This window comes from Thermostichus sp. MS-CIW-34 (assembly GCF_054060435.1).
In genome coordinates, this window is sequence record NZ_JBSSDE010000001.1 from 128,833 (window position 1) to 144,921 (window position 16,089).

Below are 16,089 nucleotides of genomic sequence, written 5' to 3' on the forward strand. Positions count from 1 at the left end.
TTCGGGATCTATGACTTCAAACTGATCGGGAAAAAGAATGAGATTAAAATATCGAAAACCTCCTACCAAGCTCAAATCCGGAACCGCTAAATCAACCGCATAGCCTTCAGTGGGATCTGAGTAACATTCCACAATGGATCCCTGAGTTCCAGCAGGAATAGTGGTCTCGCTGAAATACTCCTTGACATCTGCCACAGTTTTAACTCTACTGTATGGCTTGATTCTAGAAGTGGTTTTACTCATCATTGTGTACCTCTAGCCAATTGGTGACCAAACGAGGGATTAAACTTTCCTTATCAACCTGCCACACGGTCACTAAAGTGCCTTTTTTCTGATTGAGGCCCAAAATTTCAATCTTGACTCGATAGCGGCTTCCATAGGGTGTTGGAAACGGATCCCCGGCTAAGGCGCAAGGCAGAGCAGCAGTAACCTGTTGCAGAATGTGAGCAAATCCCACCCTTCTTCCCTCTGGTGTACTGACATCATAGCCAAGCTCTGCAAAGGCAATCCACTTGCCTTGATTTCCAGGATTAGCTGGATTCATAGAGTAATCAACGAACTTGGCAGGATCCACTGCTGCTTCAGAAGCCCTGGGCAAGGATCCGGCCATGGTTGCAGCTTTTGCCGACTTCACGTAAGGTCTAAGGACTCCGTCCCGCTGGCGCGAACAGTAGCCCAGACGTCTCACGCTAACCTGAAACAACCATATTAATTACTCCACCCCCTCGATCCGGTCTTCCACTTCCTGGTACAGCTCCTGCAGGCGCTCGATATTGGCCTGGGAAGTCTGCCAATAGCCGCGCCCATGCACCTCTAGCAGGGATCCGACAATGCGCCGGAAGGAGTGGGGGTTGAGGTTCATCAAGCGCTGCCGCATGGCCTCATCCTTGATGAAAGTCTCGTTGGTTTCCTCGTAGATCCAGTTGTCCACCGCACCTGCCGTGGCCGACCAGCCCGAAGTGTTGACCAACCGCTTGGCGATCTCCCGTACCCCTTCGTAGCCGTGCTTGAGCATCCCCTCATACCACTTGGGGTTGAGGAGCTTGGTGCGGGCGTCCAGACGGATGGTTTCGCTCAGGGTGCGGATCTGGGCGTTGGGCGTGGTGGTATCTGCCATGTAGGCCGAGGGGGCCTTGCCGTCGGGGCGCAGGCTTTGCACCAGCTTGGTGGGATCCGCGTCGAAGTAGTGGCTGACATCGGTCAGGCTGATCTCCGAGGAGTCCAGGTTCTGGAAGGTCACATCCACCGTTTTCAGGCTGGCCTCGAAGAGCTGTCGCATCTGCTGGTTGGGCAGGTTGGAGCCGAAGGCAAAGGACTTGCGGGATAGGTACATCTCCCGCAGCTCGCTTTCATCTTCCCAAGAGCTGTTTTCCACCGCCAGGTTGATGTTGGCGGAGTAGGATCCGGAAGCGTTGGAAAAGACCCGCGTTGCCGCCTGCTCCAACGTCAGCCCCAGTTCTTCTGCCTGCTGCAAGGCGTGCTTGCGCACAAAGTTCAGCTCCGGTGGCTCCACCGCTGCGGCCGCCAGCTTTACCGCCCGGTCGATCAGATCCATCTGGTTGACAAACAGATCCCGGAACACCCCCGAGCAGTTCACCACCACATCAATGCGGGGCCGGCCCAGCTCCTCCAAGGGGATCAGCTCCACCTTGTTCACCCGCCCCAGGGCATCGGGTTTGGGTCGCACCCCCAGCAAACACAGCACCTGCGCCAGCGACTCCCCGTAGGTCTTGATGTTGTCGGTGCCCCAGAGCACCACCGAGATGGTTTCCGGGTACCGGCCACCGTTACTGCTCATCTCGCGAGCCAGCAGCCGTTCCACCACCATCTCCGCAGACTTAATCGCGGCTGCCGTGGGGATGGACTGGGGATCCAAAGCGTGGATGTTGCGCCCTGTCGGCAACACATTGGGGTTGCGGATGGGATCCCCTCCTGGCCCCGGCAAAATGTACTCCCCTTCCAAGGCCCGCAGCAGGGATCCCAGCTCATAATCTGCCGTAATTTGCTTGAGGCACTCCTCCAGAAATTCAAACAAGGGCTTCAAAAGATCCGGATCCACCTGGGGGTAGCCCGCTTCTTTTAGGACTGCCAACCAGGGGGCTTGCCGGCCCATGTTGAAAAAGTTGAGCTTGGCCACCCGCGCGACCCGGCCCTGGGCGTCGGTCTGCTCCTGCACCAGCGCCGCCACCGCCTTCTGGCAGGCCTTGTTGATGCGATCCAGCAGCTCCGTATCCGCCAGGTGCCCCCGATCTCGGTTGCGGTAGATCTCATCGATATCCCGGCCCAGGCTTTGGGCGAGAATGCGGGGCAGGCCGAGGATCCCTTCTTCCGGGCGGTCGATGCTGGCAATGCTCACCAAGGTGGCAATCGCCTCTTCGGCGGTGGGGGGCGCTCCAATGACGTGCAGACCACAGGGCAACAGCCGCGACTCGATCTCCATCAGCTGGGCGTAGAGCTTGCCCACCACCCTGTCCCGCTCTTCCAAGCTCAACTGGGCGGCGTCCCCCTGGGGCAACTCCACATCCTTGTCCAGGTTCACCAGCCGCGCCTTGTCGCAGATGGCGTTGACGATGGCGATGCCCCGCGCCCCCTCCCGCAGGGTTTGGTAGGAGCCGATCATCTCCCGCAGCTCTTGCAGCCCCTTGTAGAGGCCGGCGTTTTCTGCCGGCGGCGTCAGGTAGCTGATGGTGCAGGCGTAGCCCCGCCGCTTGGCAATAGTGGCCTCACTGGGGTTGTTGGCGGCGTAGTAGTACAGGTTGGGCAGGGATCCAATTAGATTATCCGGATAGCACTCGCCCGACATGCCGATCTGCTTGCCCGGCATAAACTCCAGGGATCCATGGGTGCCAAAGTGCAACACCGCATCCGCCCCCCACACTTTCTCCAGGTAGGTGTAGTAGGCAGCAAAGCCGTGGTGGGGGCTGGCTGACCTGGAAAAAAGCAGCCGCATGGGATCCCCTTCATAGCCGAAGGTGGGCTGCACCCCGATGAACACATTGCCAAAGTGCTTGCCGTAGATCAACAGATTTTGCCCATCGGTATTCAGGTGCCCCGGCGCTGGCCCCCAGTATTGCTCGATGGCTTTCACGTAGGGTGTCAGCGCCTCGTACTCCCGCACCGACAGTTTGGCGGCCACATTCAGCTCCGGGCTGGCGTACTGGGCCTGGGGATCGTGCAGGATGGACTCCATCAGCTCCTGCGGGGTTTTGGGCAGCTCGGGGCCGAGGTCATAGCCGTTGTGGGCCAGGGCCTGCATCACCCGGTGAATAGAGGCAAATACATCCAAGTAGGCTGCTGTCCCCACATTGCCTTTGTCCGGCGGGAAGCTGAAAACGGTGATGGCGATCTTCTTCTCCAGCTTGGGCTTGCGCCGCAAATTGGCCCATTTAATGGCCCGCGCCGCGATCAGCTCGATCCGATCCTGCATTGCGTGAGCTTTGCCGGTGGCCGCGTCCCGCCCTGAGAGGATGATGGGATCGATTGCCCCGTCCAGCTCGGGAATGGCAATCTGCAAAGCCACCTGAACCGGGTGTAGGCCCAGGTCGCTGGCAGCCCATTCCTCCGTCGATTGAAACACCAAGGGCAGCGCCACCATGTAGGGGCGATTCAGCCGTTGCAGCGCTTCCACTGCTTTGGGGTGATCCTGCCGCGCCGGCCCTCCCACCAGGGCAAACCCGGTTAGCGACACGACCACATCCACAATGGGCGCTGTCTTCTGCGCGTTCCAGAAAAACTCGTTCACCGGCTTGGAGAAATCTAGACCCCCGGCAAACACCGGCACCACCCGCGCCCCGCGCGACTCCAGCTCTTGCACCATGGCCACGTAGTGGGCATCATCCCCCGTCACCAGGTGGGTGCGCTGCAACACCAACCCCACGCAGGGAGCCAAGGGATCCTTCACGTCCTGCGGCAGATCCTCGCGGGCGTTGTACCAATCCAAATACTCCGCCAGACTGGCAAACATCTGCGGCGCCAAGGGGTGCCAGATGCCCATCTCCAAGTAGGTGACCGGCTCAGCAAACTGCACCTGATCCCGCATCCCCGGCAGGTAGCGATCCGCCAACATCAGCAAAAAGTTCTCCAGGTTCTCGCGGGATCCCCCCAGCCAGTACTGGAAGCTGAGCATGAAGTTGCGGGCATCCTGCGCCTTGTCGAAGGGCAGATACTTCAGCACCTTGGGCAGCGTCTGCAGCAGCTTCAGCATCCCCTCCTGGAAGTTGGATCCCTGCTGGCGCTTGCGCATGAACTGGGCAATGGCGCTCTTGGACTGTCCCAGCTGCGCCATAGAAAAGGCTCCCATCTTGTTCAGGCGCATCACCTCCGGCATGGAGGGAAACACCACCACCGCATCCAGCCGTTCCCGCAGGGGTTCTACCGCCTGCACCACCTTCTGGGCAATGTCCTCGATGAAGATCAAGGATCCAATAAAGACATTGGCCGTTTCCAGATCCCGCCGAAAAGCCTCATAGCCCGCGGGATCCCGCAGCTCCTCCACCAGGTAGCCGGCCAGCTCCACCGCCAGCTTGGAGTTGTGGGCATTGATGCGCTGCGCAGCCGCCGTCAGGGCACTCTGATATTGCGGCTCCAACACCACATACACCACCTTCATCAAGCGGCGATCCCCTACCTCGGCAGGGGTAACGTGGCGGGTGATGGGCTTAACCAGAGTAAACATGCGGTCGCTCTCCGTCGTGCAATGCAAAAATTGGGTAAACCGGGGAAAGGATTCTGTCCTGCTAACGCGAAAGGACTCCGTCCCGCTGACGCGAAAGGACTCCGTCCCGCTGACGCGATAGGCAGGATCCCCTATTGTCTGTTTCCCGTTCTACCAGAGAAACGGATCCCTGCTGGGAGCATGGCGGCAAGGTCGTAATAATTCGCAATGATCGCTGAGGTACTGTAAAGGGGAAGAGGATCCCTTCCCCAGAGAGCGTCCCCTTCTAAGGATCCAATGGACTTCTCACCCCGCGCCCGCCTTTATTCAGCACATGGGTGTAAATCATGGTGGTTTTGACATCTTTGTGGCCCAACAATTCTTGGACGGTGCGGATGTCGTAGCCGTTTTGCAGGAGATGAGTGGCAAAACTATGGCGGAAGGTGTGGCAAGTAAACTACCCGACTCCGTACCGCTTTAGCGGTACAGAGTAGGCTTTTAGTAGCCCTGGGCCTGCTCTGCTCTACCAGAGAACAAGACAAGCCCGGACCTCTAGGCTGGTTTACGGCAGCCCCAATCGACCGTTGCCAGTGCCTTAAATAACCGTTTCTGGTGTCCGCACTATTATCATAACATAGAGCAAATAAAGTTGCACATTCCTCCCGACACTGACTTTATGAGTACAGTGTGCGGATCCTGCGATTTCTAGCTGACTTGCTCCAGGAGCTTTCTGAGTCTAGGTATGGGTGTGTTAATGCTCATTCAGCCAGATAAAAACCCTTTGGAGGTAATTATCGCTCAAAATGTTGACTATACAGACAAATTAGGGCAGCATTACACTAGGCGATGGAAAAGTCTGCTTCTTAGGTGATTATCAGTCATCTAGCTGCAGAAACACATGTTAGGCGACAGGGAGCTTTTAATGACGACCGAGTTGCTCTATCACCAACCAGTGGCACTGATCGCCATCGCGCTGCTTGCATGCATGGTGATCGCTGCGGGCTCGGGGTACAAACTCGGTCGCAGAGGACGCCAAGCACAAAACGAGCTGACGCGAATTCAGATCGGGAGCATTCAAGCGGCAACCCTGGGACTGCTTGCCCTTCTTCTTGGATTCACCTTCGCCATGGCGCTGTCCCGATTCGAGTACCGGAAGCTAGTTCGCAAAACGGCGGCGTTGTTTGCCGAGACGTTATGTGAAAGTGCGGCTCTGCATTCTACAAGTCAACAATTAATAATGTAATAATCTGAAAGGAAATCGCAATGCCATATCAAGCCGAAATTAGTCGAGCCAATCCGAGTTGTTTCTTGTTCCTCATTGACCAGTCGGGATCGATGTCAGACCCGTTCGGTGGTAGTGGGCCAAACAAAAGAAAAGCGGATGGTGTCTCCGATGCAATCAACAAGCTGCTTCAAAACTTAGTCATCAAGTGTGCCAAGAGCGATGGAGTTCGAGACTATTACTATGTTGGCGTAATTGGTTATGGTGCTTCAGTCGGTTCAGCCTTTATGGGCTCTCTCGCTGGCAAGGATTTATCACCCATTAGCCAAATCGCAAATTCACCGGCTCGAATCGAGGAGCGTAGCAAGAAAGTGGATGATGGAGCCGGCGGGCTCGTGGAACAGACTATCAAGTTCCCAATTTGGTTTGATCCCGTCGCTAACGGAGGAACTCCAATGTGCCAAGCATTAACGCAGGCCAAGACGATCGTTCAAGACTGGATTGCCCAGCACCCTTCCTGCTTTCCTCCCATTGTGATAAACATAACAGACGGTGAGGCGACAGATGGAAACCCTTCTGATGCTGCAAACGAAATCAAATCATTAGCGAGCTCTGATGGTAACGTTTTGCTATTCAATGTTCACTTGTCTTCTCAGAAGGCTAATCCTATTGAATTTCCAGACTCCGATAGCGGACTGCCCGATGAGTTTGCCCGCTTACTCTTCAGTATGTCGAGCATACTGCCAACACACATCCAGAATGCAGCAAAACAGGAAGGATATCATATCTCGGAGGCAAGCCGTGGGTTTGTTTTCAACGCTGATATCGTTTCGGTAATTCGTTTCTTGGATATTGGAACGCGTCCAAGCAATCTGCGCTAGTTTTGGAACCTATGAGACTCTCACTACACCATTTCTGGCTGCAAAAGCTTGGCAATGAAGAAGCCGATTACGAGGACGCTTTCGCCCCCAAAATAGATGGCATAATCGATCAGGAGACTTTTGCAATAGCTATTGCCGACGGTGCAACTGAGAGTTCTTTTGCATCCGATTGGGCTAAGATGCTCACTCGTGCTTTTGTCAAAGAACGCTTCACGAACATCCAGGCTCTGCAGGCCCGCACGGAAATATTATCGAAGCGATGGCACACTTTTGTAAACCGTAGACCATTGCCTTGGTTTGCAGAAGAAAAGGTTCGCCTTGGAGCCTTCGCAACGCTGCTCGGCGTCGAACTCACCTCAAACTCAAACGATTCAAACGAATCGGGATCTTGGTCAGCAATAGCAGTCGGTGACAGTTGTCTCTTTCAAGTCCGCAATGATGATCTTGTCCTCTCTTTTCCCATTTCCAGCGCAAGCGAATTTGGAAGTTCTCCGACTTTGCTTTCCACCAATTTGGCCCGCAATTCGCAACTCTGGGAGAAAGTCAAGCGCCAAACTGCAGAATGGCAATCAGGCGATCTCTTGCTACTTGCCACAGATGCCCTCGCGTGTTGGTTCCTCACCGAGCATGAGAACAATGAAAAGCCCTGGAACATTCTCTACGGTTTTACCGAGAATTCGTCGCCTCAGGAATCATTCAAAGCGTGGGCGAATGATGCGCGTCGTTCTACCCGCCTGAAAAATGATGACATCACCTTACTCTTAGTGAGGCTCTGAATTTGTTATGCCATTACCAAGAGGCGATGAATACTTAGCTGCAGTTCAAAACCCCAACACAGCTTTCAGCGATCCGGAATTAAAGGTTTCCATCCCAGAACCTGATCAGTTCGGAATTCCTAAGCCTTACTCCGGAGGGTTCACAACCACATTTCATCTCAAAAATCATTCGCAACATTGGGCAGTCCGCTGTTTCACCAGAACCATTCCAGATTTGCAGAGACGCTATGAAGCTATTGGGCGGTTCCTGCAAACCTGTACAGACGGTTTTTTTGTAAAGGCCATTTGTCTTAATGAAGGAATTAGAGTTGGCAACCAGTGGCATCCCATCATAAAGATGCAGTGGCTCGATGGCGAAACTCTGAACACCTTCATCGACCGCAATATCAATATCTCTAAGCCTGGAGAGATTTCTAAGCTCATTCCAGAGTTTGTCGATTTGGTGCAACGTCTCGAAAGCCTCAAAGTAGCTCACGGGGATCTCCAGCATGGTAATATTCTCGTCAAGCAAGGGAAGCTCTACCTTATCGATTACGATGGATTCTACCTCCCCGAACTCTCCAGCCTTAAGACAAATGAGATCGGACATCTTAACTATCAGCATCCTTCAAGAACCGCTGCTCATTACAATTCAACGATTGACCGGTTTTCGGCCATCGTGATATATCTCGGTCTTTCAGCGGTCGCCGCTTCGCCCCCTCTCTGGCACAAGTACAACAACAGCGAGAATATCCTATTTTGCTCAAATGACTTTGCAGATGTCGAGTCATCTCCACTTCTCATTGACATTTCTAGAATCTCCCAACTTGCCCCTCTTGTGGAGAGATTCAGGGGTGTTTGCAGGCTCGAATTCGATAAAGTTCCGTCTCTTGATCAGTTCATTTCTGGCAACTTCACCTTTCCAAAGATCACAGTCCGCCCTCCCGCTCCAGCCGTTACTGTTCCCCAAAGGCGCAGCCAGTATCCAGTCATTGACGCTTCTCTTTCTGGCTCACTCTCAGAACATATCGGCGACCGGGTGGAAGTAATCGGACTGATTACCGATTACCATTCTGCACAAACTAAGCACGGACAACCTTACATATTCCTCAACTTCGGTTCTTACCCACACCAAACCTTTACACTTGTTTTGTGGTCGACTTCCCTGGATGCGTTCCGCCGTGATAAAGTTGATCCTCTTTCTCTCGTTCACAAGTGGGTCAAAGTTACTGGCGTAATTGGTAGGTATCGGGACAGACTGTATCGGGACAGACTGCAGATGACAATTGAACTTCCGTCTCAAGTTCAAATATTGTCAGGCGAGGAAGAAGCTCGCCAATGGCTTGGAGTCAAGCCGTCTGTATCGCTATCTCCACAGATTCGACGCCCAATTTCACAACCTGACGAATCAGTTTTTAATACTATCTATTCGGGCAAACGTGCTACTCCTAGTGGTACTCCGTCATCGACCACATCTCCGTCAAAGAAATTTGATTCTTCCCATTTTAATACTATCTATTCGGGCAAACGTGCTACTCCTAGTGGTACTCCGTCATCGACCACATCTCCGTCAAAGAAATTTGATTCTTCCCACGGCATCCTTGGCGGATTAATACTCGGAATCGTCGGTGCATTAGTTTTGGGTTTCTGGGGTTTCGTGGCAGGCGCCGTGCTCGGTTACCAAATTGGCAAGCGATTATGAAAGGACAACACACTCTATGAGCTGGCGATTCAGAAAAATCTTCCGTTGGGGTCCATTCCGCACCACTTGGACAAAACGAGGCTGGGGATCCTGATGCTTTTGGGGCTGATGGGTTACCCAACATAACAAGTCACTGCACCCGACCTTGAGGTAGATTACTGATTGGGATCCTTGGTTTGGGGTGGCGGGTGAGTTCGGCCGTTATGTTGCCAGCGCCAGAGCTGTGCCTTGTCAAGGCTGTTGGTGAAGGGGCGCTGGCGTCTGTGGGTAGTTGAACCGATCGGTGGAAAAATTTACACAACATAACAAGTCACTGCACCCGACCTGATGTTAAAATTCGAGAAATACCCAAAACTGCTGGCGGCGGGTGAGTTCAGCCGTTATATTGCTTGTCTTATTAGTCAAATAGATTTAGTTTAGTCATTTGGAGACAGCATGTCAGAAGGTAAGTTCCAGAACTATGCTCCACTTAACCCAAACACAGCAGAGAAAAAGTTTTGGGAATGCCTCAAAAAGACATTTCAGAATGAGCCATGCGTAGCTTACTTTAGGTATCCAATTTTTAAACGCACAGGCAATCTCACCAGAGAACCTGACGTTATCTTTATGCACAGAGATTTAGGATTGTGGGTATTTGAGTGTAAAGGGTGCAGTATCGCTAACATTGAAAGTATCGAAGGGCATCAGTGGAAAATGACTAATTGGCATAGGGAAGAGGAATTGCCTATGCTTCAAGCTGAGGATGGCATGTTTGCAATAAGTGCGAAACTCACAGAACGAAGAGAAACACGAGGACTGGTCGCCTCACACTACAGAGTGGTATTACCCTTTGTTAAAGAGCAAGAATGGCAAGATAAAGGATTTTCTGACTTGCCGTGTACCCATGGCGTTGTTTTGCTGGAGGAGGATCTGAAGCCATCGACTCTCCGAGAAAAACTACAGTTGGGCGCTTGCGAAAATCCACAGCGTCCTCTATCTGATGAACAGTGGCAAAACATAGTTGCTTTACTGGGCGGTTCGCTACCAAGACAAGAAGCTAGAGCCATACCCACAGGAACACCACCCGAAAATCCTTTAAGAGTCATCCATTATCTGGAATCTCGCCTTCGTTTTCTGGACGATCAACAGCAAAAGGTAGCTTTTGAGGTTCCAGATGGCCCTCAGCGTGTTAGAGGATTAGCAGGAACAGGGAAAACCGTTCTATTTGCCAAGAGAGCCGCAAAAATCCATGCCGCGCACCCTGACTGGAAAATTGCTTTTGTTTTTTTTACACGGGCACTTTACGACCAAATCATAGGTTTAATTGGTCTTTACTATCGTGAAATGGTTCGGCAAGATGAAGGAGATGTAGAACCAGACTGGCACAATGTACAAGTACTACATGCTTGGGGTTCAAGAGAGCGTAACGGTTTCTACCGTAACTTAGCCCAAAAATCGGGAATACGTCCTCTGAGTGTCAACGACGTTAAACATAGTCTTGGACGCTCCTGCTCTCCGTCAGAAGCTTTTCAATACATCTGTGATTCTTTAGAAGAAAATGTACCAAACATACCTGTACTTTTTGATGCGATCTTGATAGACGAAGGACAGGATTTGCCCCCATCCTTCTATCGATTAGCTTATAAAAGTTTATCTGACCCAAAACGACTTTATTGGGCATACGACGAAGCACAGGGGATTGGAACCCTGACGGTACCTCGTCCTTTGCATATCTTTGGGCTTAATCCAGATGGAACACCAGTAGTAGATTTAGGTGGGAACAAACTTCCTGATGGAACCATAACCAGCCCTACCTACGAAGGAGGACTGCGCAAGGCACACAATTTAAACCGATGCTACCGAACACCTAAAATGCTTCTCATGGCTGCTCACGCTATCAACATGGGCTTACTGCGACAAGAGGGTTGTTTGCAAGGAGTGAGTAACAAAGAGGATTGGGAAAAACTAGGTTACACTGTTCTGGATGGAGATTTTTCAGATGCAAGTGTCAAAGCTGGCAAAACAGTCACAGTTACGCGCGAGGCAAAAAACAGCCCTCACCCCATAGACAGTGATGATTTTCCTCACAAGGACGCTTTAGGCTCACCTTTACGCATCCAGACTTTTTCGGATGAGTTGGAAGAGCAGGAATGGATTGCTCAACAAGTGGAGGAAGATCTGAAGTTAGGCTTCGACCCTTGGGACTTGTTGATTACTTGCCCCACTGGTGATAAAGAACAGCAGTACTTTGAAGCAATAAAATCTAAACTCTCAAGGCGAGGTATCCAAAGCGTTATTGCAGGTGTTGATACAAATCTGGATATCTTTCGCATGGATAACTGCATCACGATCTCAACAATTTTCCGAGCCAAGGGCAATGAGGCGTGGAAGGTTTATGCTTGCAGATTTCATTGTGCTACCCAGCCATTAGCTTGGAGAGGAGAGTCAGAACTACAGAAGCGTAACGAAGCCTTTGTTGCACTTACACGAGCGCGTATCTGGTGCGTTGTAACTGGGGTTGAGGGTGCGAGCCCAGTTTTTGAAGAATTGAGAGCTATTGTGCAACAGTACCCAAATCTAACCTTTAAAGCATTCAATCAATCCTCATTGAAAAGGATTAATGATGAAGATTTTGAATAGCAAATTAGAAACTCGTATCAATATTTGCTACCAATTGTAAGTGCAACATAACAAATCACTGCACCCGACTTGAAGCTATACTTTAGTCATTACCCAAAACTATAGCTAGGTAGGTTAAGGTTGTCGCCTTAAGATTCTGGGAAACCAATGTGGGGCTACGCCCAGCGACCCATATCATGCCAACCTTTGTATGCTTAGCTATACTGGTGGCGGGTGAGTTCAACCGTTAGATGCCCTTATTCCCTGGTTGTGGCTATCCTCCCAGTCCTGATTGAGAGCAAAGGGGTAGTTAGACAAGGAGTGCATTAAACAGGTAGCCGATACTGATGATTCCAAAAGTCATTAGGCTAATAAACACAGCTAAAAGTTGAGGGCGAAGAACTTTTCTCAGGATGACCATCTCAGGCAATGAGAGAGCCGTCACAGCCATTGTGAACGCTAATACAGTACCCATCGGCATTCCTTTGTTAACCAATGCTTCGGTAATTGGCATAACACCAGCAATGTTTGCATAGAGAGGTACACCCAACACTACAGCAACAGGAACAGCGAATGGGTTGCTAGACCCTGCTAATTGTGTAACTAAAGTGGTTGGGACATAGCCATGAATTCCAGCACCGATCGCAATACCGACAACGACATAAAGCCATACCGATCGCACAATTTCACTGGACTGAAACCATCCCTGCTGAAACCTCTGTTTCCAAGTGACATGATTGGCGTTAAGGTTGTCCTCTTGAGCATTGTCTTGGTGGGCTTTTTGAAATTGCCATACAAAAGATTCAACCCATTTTTCCAACTTGAGCCATCCGATGATATAACCAGCTAAGATCGCTAATCCAACCCCAAAGCCAATATATAGAAGTGTGACTTTTAACCCGAATAACCCCCACAACAGTACAACAGCTACTTCATTTACCATTGGGGCAGAAATCAAATAAGAAAATGTCACACCCAGAGGGATACCTGCTTCCAAAAAACCAATAAATAGGGGTACGGCAGAACAAGAGCAAAAAGGTGTGACAATCCCCACCATCGCCGCTAGAATATTTCCGCCCAAAGTGCGCTTACCTTCTAACCATTGCCGCACGTTTTCAGGTTGCAAAAAACTCTGAAATGTTCCCACAACAAAACTAATAACAATCAATAAGGTCAAAACTTTGGGGACATCGTAAAGGAAAAAATGCAAGCTAGCTCCGAGATGAGATTCAACTGACAGTCCTAATAGACGAGTGACGATCTGTGTTGCCAGCCAGTCGAATGGATAAAACGGATCGAACATTGTTTGTCCTCTCTTCTACATCTGTAAGAGTCGCTGAATTTCCTCACTGGTCATCACTTTACCTTTACCCACGACCTTACCATTAACAGTCAGTGCAGGTGTAGACATAACTCCTCGCTTGGCAATTTCAATGGGGTCAGTAATGTGAAAAATTTCTGCTTCTAGGTTAAGTGCAGCGATCGCTTCTCTGGCATTAGCTTCTAGTTGCTGACATTTTTTGCAGCCTGTTCCCAGTACTTCAACTGTGATCGGTTTCATAAGAATTTTCCTCCCAATGTTTACGTCAGATCGCAATAGCATTAATTTCTCAAAGGCTTGACTTGAAACTGATCTAGGACAACGCATTCTTGATCATTTTTTTGCAAATTGGCATAGCACTGTTGAGCCAGTGGTGTTAGCTCATTATGAAGAATTTGTAATTGGCGAATCGTATCTTCAATTTCATTAACTTTTTTGCTGAGACGTTCATAAACCGCCTGACAAGTGAGCGATCGCCCATCCTTTAACGCAAGAATGTCTTTAGTTTCATCTAGACTAAGCCCCAAAGATTTAGCCCGTGTAATAAAGGTAAGCCGCTCCACATCTTGTTGACTGAATAGCCGATACCCTGCTTCTGTGCGCTGTGGGGATGGAATTAACCCAATTCGCTCATAAAAGTAAAGGGTTTGTGGATTAATATCTAACAGACGCGAGACTTCCCCCACTTGAAACATTGACATCACTCCATTACAGCCTGATAAGCTCATAGTAAACCTTATACTTTGATATAAGGTCAAGGGTCGTCAGGTAAAGTTTGTTAAAGTTGTCAGGTTGTCAGGCATCTAACACTGCGTTGGTGCGGACGGAACAGAGGTTATTGGTGGGTATTCTAAGGTTATCTGCCGCCACACAACTTCACCGTTATGCGGCAGGACCTCCCGGTGTACTCTGAAACCATGCGACCATCGAGCATGTGTCGTCGTCACCCTCTTGCAACGTTCTTTGCTCTCGCCTATGGCATTTCGTGGGTACTCTGGGCACCGCTGTGGCTGCCTGCGTTTGGCATACACGGGTTGCCGGTAATTCCTTATCACCATGCACTCGGCGCCTTGGGGCCAATCACCGCAGCCTTCCTCGTGTCCGCCATGGAAACCGGGCTGGCGGGACCGGCGGATCTGCTACGACGCATGGGTTTGTGGCGCGGGAGACTCGTCTGGGTCGCAGTCGCGCTCTTTGCCCCCTATGTTCTTCTTGCACTCGCCGTCGTTGCGGCATCGCTGCTGAATGGGGAGAGCGTGTCGCTGTCGGGCGTCGGCAGATCACGCGAATTCTTGCAGTTTTCAGCTCTCGGATTCCTTGTTTACAACATTGTCTCGTTCGGCTTTGGCGAAGAGGCGGGCTGGCGAGGGTTCGCCCTTCCTCGACTGCAAACCCGCCATTCCGCTCTGGTCGCTTCGCTGCTACTTACGTGCGGATGGGCGCTCTGGCACCTGCCGCTTTTCTTTTACCGCCCCGGCTATACCAGCATGAATGTGCCAGGCGTCACCGGTTGGTTCTTCAGCTTGCTCACGGGTGCGGTATTGCTCACATGGCTTTATAACGAGAGTCGTGGCAGCATTCTCGTTGTGGCGATTTTTCATGCTACGGTCGACGTCGCTTTTACCTCGGATATTTCCTCGCCGTTCGTGGTCAACATCACTGGAGCGCTAATTACGTGCTGGGGAATCATCGTACTTATCGCTGCGGGGCCTCGCTATCTGGCAAGGCGCGGCAAGATGGTCAGGCTGCATGTTGGCGACAGCGTCACCGGATTCGTTCACCGTGACGGCCAAGTTAGTCAGCCTGCCGCATAACAATGCGATGCAGCTGACGGCGCTCCGCGCCGCAGCTGATCGCCATCGTTATGTCGCCAGCGCCAGAGTTGTGCTTAGCCAAGGTTGTTGGTGAGGGGGCGCTGGTGTCGGTGGGTAGTGGAAGCGACTAGTGAAAATTTACACAACATAACAAATCACTGCACCCGTCCTGATGTTACAATCCAATCACTACTCAAAACTACTGGTGGCGGGTGAGCTTAGCCGTTATGCCAAATTAGAGATAGAATACAGTATGGTGATAATGGTATTGCATTTCAACTCATTTGGTTGCTTATAGGTGTTTTAAGTGGATTTGCTTTTTATAACTCGATTATTCAGGTTCTGCTTATAATCCCAAATATTCAAAGAATTATATCTACTTATTGGCTAGGGCTTGCACTTCTGTCTCTTTTTATTTCAATCTTATGTGGTTGTATTCTTCTTGGGCACGAAAAAGTTACCACCTTTGACAAAGAAAAATACAGAATTGTTCAGAGAGTCGCAGGATACTTGAGCATAAAGCGATATCTCTATAAACCTAGAATTTGGAGCTTAAATGAACTTCGTTCTGTAATTATTGAGGAGCTTGATGATGGAGAAACACTTTTTTACTCTCTTTTTCTGCGAACAGGTTCGGGGGAAATTATTCCTCTGTCAAATGAAAAGTTTAGTAGCTATGATGCGAGAAAAGACGCTGAAAAGATTTTATTGTATGTGGGGCTGTCAATTGACAATATTCAAGAAGAAAAACGAAAGGGATATGAATTATGGAAGGGTTGAGGCATAACAAATCACTGCACCCAACCTGATGCTATAATCCATCCATTACTCAAAACTAGTGGCGGGTGAATTCAGCCGTTATATTGCCAGCCCTGGTAGATTGTGGATGATTGGGTCAAAGGATCCCTGGGGAGGCTGGTCTTGGAGGATCCAGATAGATCTAGGTAGAGAGAGTCACCCAACATAACAAGTCACTGCACCCGACCTTGAGGTAGATTACTGATTGGGATCCTTGGTTTGGGGTGGCGGGTGAGTTCGGCCGTTATGTTGCCAGCGCTAGACTTGTGCCTAGTCAAGGTTGTTGGTGAAGGGGCGCTGGGGTCTGTGGGTAGTTGAACCGATCGGTGGAAAAATTTACACAA

General features: G+C 50.7%; 12 protein-coding genes and 1 pseudogene. 7 read left to right on the forward strand and 6 right to left on the reverse strand.

Translation table 11 applies throughout. The features are described 5' to 3' along the window. Nucleotides 1–235: 235 nt before the first annotated feature. From ACVWYY_RS00585 to ACVWYY_RS00595, 3 genes and pseudogenes are all read right to left on the reverse strand, one after another. Nucleotides 236–610 (reverse strand): DUF6883 domain-containing protein, encoded by a 375-nt coding sequence (locus tag ACVWYY_RS00585; RefSeq protein ID WP_414330567.1) that lies wholly within the window; start codon nt 608–610, stop codon nt 236–238. Between the two features lie 102 nt (nt 611–712). After that, the gene (locus ACVWYY_RS00590; RefSeq protein WP_457439263.1) at nt 713–4,675 is read right to left on the reverse strand and encodes a magnesium chelatase subunit H; all 3,963 of its coding nucleotides are present in this window, start codon (nt 4,673–4,675) and stop codon (nt 713–715) included. Between the two features lie 265 nt (nt 4,676–4,940). After that, nucleotides 4,941–5,108: pseudogene (locus tag ACVWYY_RS00595) on the reverse strand (tyrosine-type recombinase/integrase); the annotation flags it as partial. Nucleotides 5,109–5,576: 468 nt separating this feature from the next. On the opposite strand from ACVWYY_RS00595, the gene ACVWYY_RS00600 reads away from it, so the two are divergent. The 5 genes from ACVWYY_RS00600 to ACVWYY_RS00620 all read left to right on the forward strand — a co-directional run bounded on the left by ACVWYY_RS00600 (nt 5,577) and on the right by ACVWYY_RS00620 (nt 11,833). Then, nucleotides 5,577–5,897, forward strand: coding sequence for a hypothetical protein (locus tag ACVWYY_RS00600; protein WP_457402126.1), 321 nt, complete (start codon nt 5,577–5,579; stop codon nt 5,895–5,897). A gap of 20 nt (nt 5,898–5,917) precedes the next feature. Continuing rightward, entirely contained in the window at nt 5,918–6,757 is an 840-nt protein-coding gene (locus ACVWYY_RS00605; RefSeq protein ID WP_457402124.1) for a VWA domain-containing protein, read from the forward strand. Nucleotides 6,758–6,768: 11 nt separating this feature from the next. Next, the gene (locus ACVWYY_RS00610) at nt 6,769–7,533 is read left to right on the forward strand and encodes a protein phosphatase 2C domain-containing protein (protein ID WP_414388693.1); all 765 of its coding nucleotides are present in this window, start codon (nt 6,769–6,771) and stop codon (nt 7,531–7,533) included. A 7-nt stretch (nt 7,534–7,540) separates the two neighbouring features. After that, nucleotides 7,541–9,214, forward strand: coding sequence for a hypothetical protein (locus ACVWYY_RS00615; protein WP_457402122.1), 1,674 nt, complete (start codon nt 7,541–7,543; stop codon nt 9,212–9,214). A gap of 435 nt (nt 9,215–9,649) precedes the next feature. Further along, nucleotides 9,650–11,833: a DEAD/DEAH box helicase gene (locus ACVWYY_RS00620; protein ID WP_457402120.1), complete on the forward strand. Its 2,184-nt coding sequence runs from the start codon at nt 9,650–9,652 to the stop codon at nt 11,831–11,833. Between the two features lie 289 nt (nt 11,834–12,122). Here the strand turns inward: ACVWYY_RS00620 and ACVWYY_RS00625 are convergent, their stop codons facing one another. The 3 genes from ACVWYY_RS00625 to ACVWYY_RS00635 are packed head-to-tail and all read right to left on the reverse strand — an operon-like array spanning nt 12,123 to nt 13,828. Continuing rightward, on the reverse strand, nt 12,123–13,115 hold the full coding sequence (locus ACVWYY_RS00625; protein ID WP_457402118.1) for a permease: 993 nt from the start codon (nt 13,113–13,115) through the stop codon (nt 12,123–12,125). 15 nt (nt 13,116–13,130) lie between these two features. Beyond that, nucleotides 13,131–13,373 carry a thioredoxin family protein gene (locus tag ACVWYY_RS00630; RefSeq protein WP_457392600.1) on the reverse strand — a complete coding sequence of 81 codons (243 nt, stop codon included), beginning with the start codon at nt 13,371–13,373 and terminating at the stop codon, nt 13,131–13,133. Between the two features lie 41 nt (nt 13,374–13,414). Beyond that, nucleotides 13,415–13,828, reverse strand: a complete 414-nt coding sequence (locus ACVWYY_RS00635) for a heavy metal-responsive transcriptional regulator (RefSeq protein WP_457402116.1) — start codon at nt 13,826–13,828, stop codon at nt 13,415–13,417. Nucleotides 13,829–14,050: 222 nt separating this feature from the next. Between ACVWYY_RS00635 and ACVWYY_RS00640 the strand changes: the two genes are divergently transcribed. Both ACVWYY_RS00640 and ACVWYY_RS00645 read left to right on the forward strand, forming a co-directional pair. Beyond that, on the forward strand, nt 14,051–14,947 hold the full coding sequence (locus ACVWYY_RS00640; RefSeq protein WP_457439265.1) for a CPBP family glutamic-type intramembrane protease: 897 nt from the start codon (nt 14,051–14,053) through the stop codon (nt 14,945–14,947). Between the two features lie 288 nt (nt 14,948–15,235). Beyond that, a complete protein-coding gene (locus tag ACVWYY_RS00645; protein WP_457402112.1) occupies nt 15,236–15,727 on the forward strand; it encodes a hypothetical protein in 492 nt (163 codons plus the stop codon). The last annotated feature ends 362 nt before the right edge of the window (nt 15,728–16,089 follow it).